Annotated in this window: 11 protein-coding genes; 8 read left to right on the forward strand and 3 right to left on the reverse strand. The window is 39.7% G+C overall.

Annotated features, from left to right (window positions below; translation table 11 throughout):
- Window positions 1-103: 103 nt before the first annotated feature.
- Window positions 104-595, forward strand: a complete 492-nt coding sequence (locus GO593_RS08035; RefSeq protein ID WP_001010132.1) for a hypothetical protein — start codon at window positions 104-106, stop codon at window positions 593-595.
- 43 nt (window positions 596-638) lie between these two features.
- Here GO593_RS08035 and fadA read toward each other — a convergent pair whose 3' ends face one another.
- Both fadA and fadB read right to left on the reverse strand, forming a co-directional pair.
- Window positions 639-1,811, reverse strand: coding sequence for an acetyl-CoA C-acyltransferase FadA (gene fadA / locus GO593_RS08040; protein WP_000212712.1), 1,173 nt, complete (start codon window positions 1,809-1,811; stop codon window positions 639-641).
- A gap of 12 nt (window positions 1,812-1,823) precedes the next feature.
- A complete protein-coding gene (gene fadB, locus GO593_RS08045; RefSeq protein ID WP_000580938.1) occupies window positions 1,824-3,977 on the reverse strand; it encodes a fatty acid oxidation complex subunit alpha FadB in 2,154 nt (717 codons plus the stop codon).
- Window positions 3,978-4,548: 571 nt separating this feature from the next.
- Between fadB and lpxO the strand changes: the two genes are divergently transcribed.
- Entirely contained in the window at window positions 4,549-5,463 is a 915-nt protein-coding gene (gene lpxO / locus GO593_RS08050) for a lipid A hydroxylase LpxO (RefSeq protein ID WP_000598899.1), read from the forward strand.
- A gap of 347 nt (window positions 5,464-5,810) precedes the next feature.
- On the opposite strand, the gene GO593_RS08055 is transcribed toward lpxO, so the two are convergent.
- Window positions 5,811-6,182: a hypothetical protein gene (locus GO593_RS08055; RefSeq protein WP_001092667.1), complete on the reverse strand. Its 372-nt coding sequence runs from the start codon at window positions 6,180-6,182 to the stop codon at window positions 5,811-5,813.
- 139 nt (window positions 6,183-6,321) lie between these two features.
- Here GO593_RS08055 and GO593_RS08060 point away from each other — a divergent pair, with 139 nt between their 5' ends.
- The 6 genes from GO593_RS08060 to GO593_RS08085 all read left to right on the forward strand — a co-directional run bounded on the left by GO593_RS08060 (window position 6,322) and on the right by GO593_RS08085 (window position 11,991).
- The gene (locus tag GO593_RS08060) at window positions 6,322-6,852 is read left to right on the forward strand and encodes a CHAP domain-containing protein (protein WP_000929586.1); all 531 of its coding nucleotides are present in this window, start codon (window positions 6,322-6,324) and stop codon (window positions 6,850-6,852) included.
- 133 nt (window positions 6,853-6,985) lie between these two features.
- Entirely contained in the window at window positions 6,986-8,785 is a 1,800-nt protein-coding gene (uvrC, locus tag GO593_RS08065; protein WP_012300759.1) for an excinuclease ABC subunit UvrC, read from the forward strand.
- A 120-nt stretch (window positions 8,786-8,905) separates the two neighbouring features.
- A complete protein-coding gene (locus tag GO593_RS08070; RefSeq protein ID WP_000055168.1) occupies window positions 8,906-9,700 on the forward strand; it encodes a thioesterase family protein in 795 nt (264 codons plus the stop codon).
- 118 nt (window positions 9,701-9,818) lie between these two features.
- On the forward strand, window positions 9,819-10,406 hold the full coding sequence (gene pgsA / locus GO593_RS08075) for a CDP-diacylglycerol--glycerol-3-phosphate 3-phosphatidyltransferase (protein WP_000206941.1): 588 nt from the start codon (window positions 9,819-9,821) through the stop codon (window positions 10,404-10,406).
- Between the two features lie 122 nt (window positions 10,407-10,528).
- Window positions 10,529-11,383 carry a methylated-DNA--[protein]-cysteine S-methyltransferase gene (locus GO593_RS08080; protein WP_001178159.1) on the forward strand — a complete coding sequence of 285 codons (855 nt, stop codon included), beginning with the start codon at window positions 10,529-10,531 and terminating at the stop codon, window positions 11,381-11,383.
- Window positions 11,380-11,991: an alpha-ketoglutarate-dependent dioxygenase AlkB family protein gene (locus tag GO593_RS08085; RefSeq protein ID WP_000171257.1), complete on the forward strand. Its 612-nt coding sequence runs from the start codon at window positions 11,380-11,382 to the stop codon at window positions 11,989-11,991. The genes GO593_RS08080 and GO593_RS08085 overlap by 4 nt, the downstream gene beginning before the upstream one ends.
- Window positions 11,992-12,126: the final 135 nt, after the last annotated feature.

Here is a 12,126-nt window from a genome sequence, read left to right on the forward strand (position 1 = left end):
GCATTACTGAATCAAAAATGACTTTGTTGTAGCCTATTTATAGAACATTTTATTTAGTCATCATTTTGAGTTCGCGTAGGGTGACTGATTTTGGGAGCAAGTTATGAACTTTCTAAAACAATCAGCCTTCATTGCTGTATTTGCTTTTATGGGTTTACCAACTGTTCAAGCAGAAGAAGTGGCTACTTTACCTACAATTCGCGTTATGGCCGAATCTGAGCTACGTGAAGAAGTAGGCTTTGTCCCATTTCAAGAAGATAAAAAAGTGCGTCAGGCTCTACAACATCGTGAGTATAAAACTCATAACGATATACAGAATGCTTTAGTCCCTGAAGGTATGACGACAGTAGACTATCAACCTGTCATGGCACAGCCAGACTTGTCTCAGCTTTCTCCATTTTTACGAGAATATATTCTAGCTGTAGCGGGTGGAATCCAATCTTCTGACCCAACCAATGGTCTTTTTGAAATGTTAAAGCCTCTGCAAATTAACCGAAGTAATGTCGATGCTTATCGTGAAGGTACGATGAAAGTAAATTTAGATGATATTTTGAAATTACAGCAGCAAATTCAAGATGGTTTAAAAGGCCGATAAAAAATCCCCGCATTGAGCGGGGATTTTTTTATCTTGGTGTTAATTAAACACGTTCGATTACTGTTGCGATACCTTGACCAAGGCCGATACACATCGTTGCAAGACCGATTTGAGTATCTTGTTGTTCCATTACATTTAACAACGTAGTGGTGATACGAGCACCTGAACAACCTAGTGGGTGACCAAGAGCAATCGCACCACCATTTAAGTTCACGATGTCTTGTTTGTCATACAGACCTAAGCCTTTAAGAACAGACAAGCCTTGTGCAGCAAATGCTTCATTTAACTCAACAGTCTGGATATCAGCAATTGATAAGCCAGCACGTTTAAGTGCTTTTTGAGTTGCTGGAACTGGACCATAACCCATGATTGCTGCATCACAACCAGCAACCGCCATAGAGCGGATTACGGCACGTGGTTTTAAACCTAATGCTTGTGCACGTTCAGCAGACATAAGCAACATTGCAGAAGCACCATCAGAAAGAGCAGAAGATGTTGCTGCTGTTACTGAACCACCTTTAGGGTCAAATACAGGTTTTAATGCTTTGAACGCTTCAAGGTTTGCATCTGGACGAATCACTTCATCGATGTCGCAAAGGATTTTAAAGCCATTTGCATCGTGGCCTTCAACACCAATGATTTCATTTTTGAAACGGCCTTCTTGAGTTGCAGCCCAAGCACGACGGTGAGATTCAACACCGAACGCATCTTGTTCTTCACGGGTAATGCCGTTCATGCGACCTAACATTTCAGCAGTTAAGCCCATCATATTAGATGCTTTAGCGTAGTGTTTAGATGCTTCAGGGTTAAGGTCGATGCCGTGCATCATGCCTACGTGACCCATGTGCTCTACACCACCAATAATGAAGATATCACCTTGGTTTGTTGCAATTTGTGCAGCCGCAGTGTGGATCGCTTGCATAGAAGAGCCACAAAGACGGTTAACTGTTTGACCAGCCACAGTTTTAGGCAAGCCAGCCAATAAACCGATGTTACGGCCAATGTTCATACCTTGTTCTAGGGTCTGGTTTACACAGCCCCAAATCAGGTCTTCAACTTCATTTACATCAAACTGGTTACGGGCAACGAGCGCACGTACAAGTTCAGCAGATAGACTGTCGGCACGTACATTACGGAACATACCGTTTTTAGATTTGCCCATGGCAGAACGAACGCCATCAACAATCACAACGTCACGTGGATTTAAAGTAGCCATTCACGTCGCTCCTTAACCGTAGAATTTTTTGTTGTTAGCAGCCATGTCGCGCAACATTTGTGGCGCTTCATAAGCCTTACCTAAGTGCGCATATTTGTCGCAAAGTGCAACGTATTCAGCAACACCTGTTTGGTCGATGTAACGGCATGGACCACCACGGAATGGAGGGAAACCAATACCCATAATCATTGCCATGTCTGCCTCAGATGCAGTCGCTACAATGTTGTCTTCTAAGCAACGAACAGTTTCATTGCAAAGAGCAAGCATCATACGGTCAATAATTTCTTGGTTATCAAATTCGCGTTTTTCGCCAGTTACGAATGGAGCAATTACTTCATACGCTGTTGGATCAACAGTTTTTGCTTTCTTGCCTTTCTTGTCGAGTTCGTATTTGTAGAAACCTACATCATTCTTTTGACCAAGACGTTTCGCTTCGTACATTGCTTCGATCGCGCCTTTGTAGTCTGGCTTCATACGGTCAGGGAAACCTTCAGCCATCACTTCAGCACCATGTACACCTGTATCGATACCTACAACATCGATCAGATAAGCAGGACCCATTGGCCAACCGAACTTAGACATTACATTGTCGATTTGCTGGAAATCTGCGCCGTCTTTTACAAGAAGGTCAAATGCTCCGAAATAAGGGAACAATACACGGTTAACCAAGAATCCTGGGCAGTCATTTACAACGATTGGTGTTTTACCCATTTTTTGAGCAAGCACGACCGTAGTTGCAATTGCTTCTTCAGAAGTTTTCTCACCACGAATAACTTCAACAAGTGGCATCATGTGAACTGGGTTGAAGAAGTGCATACCAACGAAGTTTTCAGGACGTTGTAATGCTTTTGCTAACCGTGTAATTGAAATAGTAGAGGTGTTAGAAGCAATGATCGTGTTTTCACGAACATTTTTCTCAGTTTCAGCAAGTACGATTTCTTTTACTTTTGGATTTTCAGTTACCGCTTCGATCACGATGTCAACTTCTTTAAACTCTTCGTAGCTTAAAGTAGGACGGATGCGAGCAAGTGTTTCACCCATTTGCGCAGGTTTCATTTTCTTGCGTTCAACTTGCTTGGTTAACAAGTTGTTTGCTTCTTTCATACCTAATGCAAGTTGTGGGTTACCAATATCTTTCATGATGATTGGAGTGCCTTTGCTTGCCGCTTGGTAAGCAATACCACCACCCATGATACCCGCGCCAAGTACAGCAGCTTGGTTTACAGGATGAGCACCCTTTTCATGTTGCTTAGATGCTTTTTTAACAACTTGGTCATTAATGAATAAACCAATTAATGCTTCAGCTTGAGGAGTTACGGCTGCTTTGGCAAAGCCTTCAGCCTCAGCTTTTAACGCTTCATCACGTGCAAGGCTTGCACCAGCTTGTAATGAATCAAGTAATAATTTTGGAGCAGGGTATTGAGCAGGATTTGCTTTAGCAAGTACCGCACCTTTTGCTGTGTTGAACGCCATCATTTGTTCAAGTGGGTTCAATTTTACAGCTTCAAGTTTTTCTTGGCGTTTTGCTTTCCAGTTTAAACGACCAGAAATCGCTTGCTTAACCAGATCAGTAGCAGCGTCAAGTAATTTGTCCGCAGCAACCACAGCATCTACAGCGCCATCTTTAAGTGCAGCAGCCGGTTTCTTTGGAGTAGCCATTGCCATCCATTCAACTGCATTATCAATACCAATGAGACGGCTTAAACGAACACTACCACCGAAACCAGGGTAAATACCGAGTTTGATTTCTGGTAAACCGACTTGTGCAGCTTCTGACATCACGCGATAGTCACAAACTAAACACATTTCAAAACCACCACCCAAAGCCATGCCGTTAATAGCAGCAACTTTTGGAAGGTCTAAATCTTCAAAGCTATTGAAGATTTCGTGAACAGGCATAAGCCAGTCAACAATCGCTTTTTCGCCTTGTGCAAAGTTTTGACCAAATTCGGTAATATCTGCACCAACAATGAATGTAGATTTGCCCGAGGTAACAACTAAGCCTTTAATATCGTTATTAGCTTTTACAGCCGCGATAGCAGCTTTGAAATCTTCAATTGTTGCACGGTTGAATTTATTGACCGACTCACCTTGTAAGTCAAAGCGGAATTCTGCAATTCCGTCCGCAAGCATTTGGACGGTAATGGCATTGCCAGCGTGGATCATGCCTGATCTCCTTAGTTTTGGAGGATTTCTAAGTTGATGTTATGAAGCGTGTGTACAGCTCCGGTACACATTTATGCTTCGCTAATCTTACGATAACTATATCTAAAAAGAACCCGACAAGTTGTATCAAGCCGTGACGCAAGGGTCATCTTATTTTTAATTGAATTCATACCAATTAAATGCATAAAGAAAATCATAGAGATAGCTGCTGAGTAAAGGCTTTTGTTTTAATTTAAGTTTTTATTTATAAAAAGTATAAATCTTTAATTTTTTATATAAAAAATGAGAATTTTATCCTATTCACTTCTTGTCAAAAAGGTCAATTGTTCTGGTGTAATGTCTAAAAAAATCGACTACAAAGTCACAATTTTCTAATGAATGATCACCACCACAAATTAAGCGCTTTTTTATATTAAGGCCTCTTAATTTTCCGAAATACAATGTTTAATTTTTTACATTCGCTTTTTATAAGTCAATTTTGTTAAAATTTGCGGCAATTAAATAAACTTCCGGTTGCTATTACCTTAGAAAATTAAGGTAAGGTTGCCCTAAACTTTGAAAGAGTAGCAATATGATTAAGTGGATCATATTAGCGATTTTTGTGATATCTGCATTGTATATCCAACATCGCGGCAAAGTGCGTCACTCGTTTTATCGTCAATTTTTTGACCATTCAACCTTGCTCGCACCGATTAACTTTTTAATGTACATCTTTTCAAAGGTACCGAATCAACCCTATATCGACACTCAACACTTTAAAGATTTAAAAGTGTTAGATGAAAATTGGGAAATGATTCGAGATGAAGCGAAAGCTTTATATGATCAAGGTGGGATTAAAGCATCAAGTACCTATAACGACTTAGGTTTTAACTCGTTCTTTAAAACAGGATGGAAACGTTTTTACCTCAAGTGGTATGAATCAAGCCATCCTTCTGCTGCTGAGCTTTGCCCAAAAACAACGGCTTTACTCAAAACATTACCAACCATTAAAGCGGCAATGTTTACAGAGCTTGCTCCTGACAGCCGTTTGGTCAGACACCGTGATCCATATGCGGGGTCACTCCGTTATCATTTGGGCCTGATTACTCCAAATGATGACCGTTGTTTCATTGATGTAGATGGTGAAAGATACTCTTGGCGTGATGGACAAAGTGTCGTGTTTGACGAAACTTATATTCACTATGCTGAAAATAAGACCGATCAAAACCGTATCATCTTCTTTGCCGATGTTGAACGTCCAATGAAAGTAAAATGGATGGAACGTTTCAACCATTGGTTTGGTCGTAATGTGATGACTGCGGCAAGTTCACCGAATGAAACTGGTGACCAAACAGGGGGCTTAAATAAAGCCTTTGGTTATGTTTACCAAATTCGTATTAAAGCTAAAGCTTTAAAAGCTAAAAACCGTAAATTGTATTACTTCTTGAAGTGGTTCCTCATGCTTGGAATTTTCTTCCTGATTTTTGTTCGACCATACGTGTTTTAATGAAAGCGCCCGAAAGGGCGTTTTTTGTTTTAAGCTAAAATAACCTGTTATAAGGAATAGATTATTAATAAAATCATTAGTCAATAAGTTTATCATTTTTGAAGACTTGAATAAGACTTCCTTGCCAACCATAGATGACAACACGATCTATCTCTGATTCAATCATTAAATATCCTTTTTCTATATCGCCTTCAACAATAATCTCTACTTCAGAATTTGATTCAATATTATATTTTTCTGCCCAAGGTTCGAGTATTAATTTGATTTTTTCGTTTTTTCGAGTTTTTATAAATAAGCTTTTGTTTTAATCTCATAATTATGTTTCTCTCGTTATAATTCCATATATATCATTGTGATCTGTCTCTTTCTTTTATTTTGGTAAGGAATTTATCCTGTAGATCTCCATTTAAAATTACTGTCTTCTCATTTTCTGTATATGTCAGCGTAAAGTCACCAGGGATCTGATTTAAGCTCACCGGACCATCAATAATACCTAGAATTATACTTGTAGTATCAATAGTCGTCTGTTTAATGATTTTAAATAAGGTTTCCTTATCTTTTTGAGATAAAGATTGATAAAAAGTGAGAGCATCAAACCAGTAGGGATCTTCTTTAATTTTATTATCGATTAAAGTAGAGGAGTAAATCTGTTTATAAGTATCGATATATTCGTCTGAAATAGTATTTATAAGTTCTTTGACAAATTCTTTAGTATTCATAGAAATTAACCTTTATTAAATTTTGTGACTCATTTCGCAGTGCTGGTAATTTGTTACAACTATTAAAAGCCAATAGGCAATTTTGATTCTACAATGGCGCGGTTTTTTCGAAGACTGGTTAGCGGAAGTAGGTTTTAAAATGGCTCATGCTCATCACGCAGCTCATGCACATGTTCATCATATCGAAGAGAGAAAAGAAGACCGTTCTCAAGGCGATTTAAAAACAAAAGTGATGTTAAGACAAGCAGCTTCGACGACTGAAAAATCTAAACGATCTAGAACTAAAAATCATAAAACTGAAGACCAAAATATTAATTTGCATAAGTTCTCTAGTAAGCTTGAAAGTATATCTGCCAACCATAGTAAAGAGAAATGCGCCAAAAATATTCGTATTGCTTTACAAGCAGCAGGTGCCGATGTGTCTAAGCATCCGGTAGCAGCTTCAGACTGGGGGCATACACTTGAGAAGAACGGTTATAAGAAAATTAAACCTGCTTTTAACCGTCCACAAGAAGGCGATATTTATATTATTGAGCGAACAAGTGGACACACATATGGTCATATTGCAGGTTACACAGGCAATGGCTGGTTCTCTGATTTCCGTCAAAAAACCTATGCGGTTTATAAAGAAAAAGATGTGAAATATAGTTACTATCGCCTCGATTCTTAAGGAAGTACGACACACTTTGTCGGGCTAGTTTCCTATCCCTTTTCAAATTTAGTTTCTGGCACAGTAAAGCACTTGAAAAGTAAAGGTGAAAACATCACATTAGGTATTCAATATTAAGCCATGTATGCCAATAGTGAATCAAAACGCTCGTCCCCATATTGAAAAAATTTTAGCTAATCTGACCCAACTTCCAGGCGTTTATAAGATGCTAGGGAAAGAGGGGGAGTTGTTATATGTTGGCAAAGCTAAAAATTTAAAAAATCGGGTGTCGAGTTATTTTGTTAAAACCATTGAGCATCCGAAAACTCAAGCTTTAGTCGCTCGAATTTATGATATTGAAACGCTAGTTACGCGTTCAGAAACCGAAGCGCTGCTTTTAGAACAAAACTTAATTAAACAACATCGTCCGCCTTATAACATTATGCTGCGTGACGATAAGTCATATGTTTATATCTTTGTATCGGCAGATAAACCTTATCCGCGAATTGCCAGTGGACGTGGCAAAGGTAAGCACCAAATTGGTAAATTCTTTGGGCCTTATCCAAGTGCTTATAGTGCCCGAGATACCTTACTGGTTTTACAAAAGCTTTTTAATGTCCGTCAGTGTGAAAATAGTTACTTTTCACAGCGCAAACGTCCATGTTTGCAATATCAAATCAAACGTTGTTCGGCTCCGTGTGTAGGCTTGGTCTCACCAGAAGATTACAAAGAAGATGTGAATAACAGTATTCGTTTCTTACAAGGTGATACCAAAGAGTTAAACCAGGAACTGATTGCGAAAATGGAGCAGGCAGCGGCAGATCTTGAATTTGAAAAAGCGGTTTTTTATCGAGATCGGTTGTCTTTACTTCGCGAAGTACAAGCACAGCAAGCTGTTTTCAAAGTGAAAGGTGAAGCTGATATTTTGGCAATTGCCTATCAGGCTGGCGTGACATGTGTGCAGATTATGCATGTACGTAACGGACGTATGTTGGGAGGTAAAAGCTATTTCCCTGATATGTTAGGCGATGACCTTGGTCAAATGCTAAGTGACTTCATGGCAAACTTTTACTTTCAGGTTGCCGATGAAGTACCAAGCGAACTGATTGTGAATACTGCCTTACCTGACCGTAAAGAGCTGGAAGAAGCCTTAGCACAGCAGTTTGGAAAGAAAGTCCAGATTAAGAGCAGTGTACGAGAAACACGTGCTGAATGGTTAGAACTTGCCGAAATGAATGTTCAACATGCAATTAAAGGGCAGTTGAGTAACCACTTAGAACTCAATGAGCGTTTCCACCAGCTTGAGCAGGTAGTTGGCCGTCCAATTGATCGGATTGAATGTTTTGATATTAGTCATACCATGGGCGAAGCACCGATCGCATCATGCGTAGTGTTTGACCAAGGTGGAGCACGTAAACGGGACTATCGCCAATTTGCCATTCAAGATATTACTGCGGGTGACGATTATGCAGCAATGCGCCAAGCTTTAACGCGTCGCTATAAAAAGGCAATGTTACCAGATCTGCTTTTAATTGATGGTGGTAAAGGCCAGCTCCATATGGCCATGGAAGTAATGCAAGAGCTTGGGTTAGAAGCTTTTATGGTAGGTGTATCGAAAGGTGAAGGCCGTAAACCGGGGCTTGAAACGCTTCATTTTACCGATGGCACAAAAATCCAGTTACCTGAAGATAGTAAGGCGCTACATTTGATTCAACAGGTGCGTGATGAAGCTCACCGTTTTGCCATTACTAAACACCGAGCTAAACGTGATAAACGCCGCAGTACTTCAGTTTTAGAAGCAATTCCGGGCTTAGGACCTAAACGCCGCCGAGATTTATTAACACATTTTGGTGGTATCCAAGGTGTGTTAAAAGCATCTGAAAAAGAACTGACAGTCGTGCCGGGCTTAGGTGAAGTGATGGCAAGAACGATTTATAAAATTTTGCATGAGTAGTCATGTCTTGAGAAGATGAGTGACAAAAGCGCTCGTAAATTAATAGCTGAATGATCATTCACATATTGGTCAAAATGATGAAAGATATTTCTTAATCATGCGCATGATTTAGGGATATGAATGTCATTACTGCAACTATGGGAAGATGTAAAACAAAATGAATGGATTGATATACCCGCAGGATGGTTACAGGGCCGTACCGTTTTTGGTGGCCTTGTTGCTGGGTTATTAATGCAAAAAGCATGCTCCTATATTCAAGATTCAAATAAAAGATTATTAACTTGTAGTGTTACTTTTGTAGGCCCTGTACAACAAGGCGCTGCCCGATTGACTATTGAAGTTTTAAGAGAAGGAAAGTCAGTCACTACGCTTGAAGCACGTTTATGGCAAGATGATGCGGTACAAACGATTTTGGTTGCAAGTTTTGGGGCTTCTCGTGCATCGAGTATTGAGGTAAAGCAAGAGCCAGTCGTCCCTGCTTATGTATCACCTGAAAATTTATCTGTCATTCCTTTTGCGAAACATATGCCTGAATGCTTTCAGCATTTTGAAGTCTGTTGGGCTGAGGGGAATTATCCGGTAACGGGAAGTAAACAACCCGACTTTGGTGGCTGGTCAAGGTTCTCACCAGAGCAGCATGCGAATCGTCAAATGACATTATCTGATTTGATTGTTCTTATGGATATTTGGCCACCGAGTGTTTTGCCTATGTTTAAGCAAGTTGCACCTGCAAGTTCTTTATCATGGCATATTACTTATGTTCATCCAGTTCGGCACCAGTTGTGTGACTGGTTTAAATATAAAGTAACTACTGAATATGCAGCTGAGGGGTACTCCACAGAATATGCATATCTTTGGGATCAAAATGATCATTTAATTGCAATCTTGCGGCAAACTGTTACGGTATTTACCTAAGTAATCTACTTTCTCGATTCACATATTTCGTATAAAGTGGCTGTTACAGATAGATACAATATTGAAGTATGTGTCTTTGTCTGTTAAAAGATGCGTGAAGACTAAATTGGCGGTGTTTATGACCACAGGGCGAATCCTGAATATCCCAAATATCCTAACTTTGGCGCGTATTGCGCTTATTCCTGTATTTTTGGTGATTGCATATTGGCCGCCTGCAATAGGTATTGGTGAGCACGTAGGAAGTATGACACGTCATATTATCTTGACGGCTATTTTCGTGCTGGCTGCCGTAACCGACTGGTTTGATGGCTATTTAGCACGAACTTTAAACCAGACTTCAGCATTTGGCCGTTTCCTAGACCCGGTTGCAGATAAACTTATGGTTGCAGCTGCACTTATTGTTTTAGTGCAGTGGAAACCGACAATTGCGATGGCTTTCGCTGCAATTGTTATTATTTCACGGGAAATTACTGTGTCTGCTTTACGTGAGTGGATGGCAGAACTTGGCGCGCGGACCAGTGTAGCCGTATCAACAGTCGGTAAATATAAAACTGCATTTCAAATGATTGCGATTAGTGTATTCCTGTTGAATTGGCAGCCTTTAGAAGTATTGGCCTATGCTTTGTTATATACCGCCGTTATTTTGACTTTATGGTCAATGTTTATTTATTTAAAAGCTGCATGGCCATACCTAAAGCAGCCATAAAATTAAAAAGATTTTCAAAAGCCTTTCCTTGCGAAAGGCTTTTTTATTGGAAAGTGCAAGAATCGGGTCGTCATGGTGTCTTGGCTACTTTAAAGTAAGATTGAGTACTAAGGAGGTGACAGATGCAAATGCTTTCTTCTCGGCAATTTGCTGCGATTGCCACAATTATTGAATATTTATATGAACATCTAGACCAGCAACCAAGCTTAGAAGATGTCGCTACATATATGAATTTAAGCCCGAGTTATATCCAGCGGCAGTTCCAAGAATGGGTAGGCATTAGCCCTAAGAAGTTTGTGCAATATATGAGTTTGCAGCAAGCAAAATATTATTTAATGCAGCAACGTAGCTTATTAGATACTGCTTTAAATACTGGACTGTCGGGTACGGGTCGTTTACATGATTTGTTTATTCAGCTTGAAGGGATGACCCCTGGTGAATACAAGCAGCAAGGTGATGGCGTTGAACTGAATTATTCAGTTGAAACGAGTCCATTTGGTGACTTATTGGTAGTAAGTAGTGATAAAGGGATTTGTTCTGTTCGCTTTGTTGATAATAGTAAGAACATACAAGAAATCGTTAAACAGTATTTTCCGAAAGCTCAATTAAAAAATCACTCTCCGATTTGGCATCAACAGATTGCACAGTGGTTTAGACAAGATTTCTCAGAACATTTACAGCAGAAATTACCGCTTAATCTTGCAGGAACACCATTTCAGCTACAAGTATGGGAGGCACTGCTTACTATTCCCGAAGGACAGTTACGAACCTATCAAGATATTGCTGAGCAAATTGGAAAACCTAAGGCAGTCAGAGCAGTGGCTACAGCAATTGGCCAAAATCCGATTGCGTATTTAATTCCATGTCATCGGGTCATTCGCGCAACAGGAATGGTCGGTGAGTACCATTGGCAAAAAGGGCGTAAACTGGCATTGTTAGCTTGGGAGATGGCTAAGCAGCAAGGGAAGATTGCATGACACTAGATTTATTTTCTCCAGAACCTTGTTCAAACTTATTGCCTTATGATGGTGAGGTTCAGGATTATGGATGTATTTTAACTGCCGAAGAAGCTGAACAATATTTTCATTATTTGTACCACCATTTGGCGTGGCGACATGATGAAGCGAAGCTATATGGCAAGCACTTTATAACACCTCGTAAAGTTGCTTGGTATGGAGATGAGCATTATCGATATAAATATTCTGGTGTCTTTCGTGATTCTTTACCGTGGGACAAAGCACTTGCTCAGCTAAAACAGCAAGTAGAGCAGATCCTTTCAGAAAAATTTAATTCTTGCTTGGCAAATCTTTATGAAGACGGAACTCAAGGAATGGCTTGGCATAGTGATTCGGATGTGTCTTTAGCTAGAACCACTACAATTGCCTCTTTAAGTTTTGGAGCAACGCGGAAATTCTCTTTTAGGCATATTCAAACCAAAGAAAAAGTTGAGATGTGGTTACAACCGGGTCAACTTATTGTGATGCGTGGTGAGACTCAACAATATTGGCAACACCGTTTAAATCGTTCAACCAAAATTTTACAACCACGGATTAACCTGACTTTTCGTCAGTTCAAATTTTCATAAGTTTTTTCTAAAAATTGGGCAAGAAAAAAGCCCATGATGGCAACATGAGCTTATTCCTCTGAGGGAGAGCCTACTATTGATGAGCTGCTGATGAAAAGAATCATCAATAGGTGCTAAAATCATAATATGAGAATA

Source organism: Acinetobacter baumannii (assembly GCF_009759685.1).
Lineage (GTDB): Bacteria > Pseudomonadota > Gammaproteobacteria > Pseudomonadales > Moraxellaceae > Acinetobacter > Acinetobacter baumannii.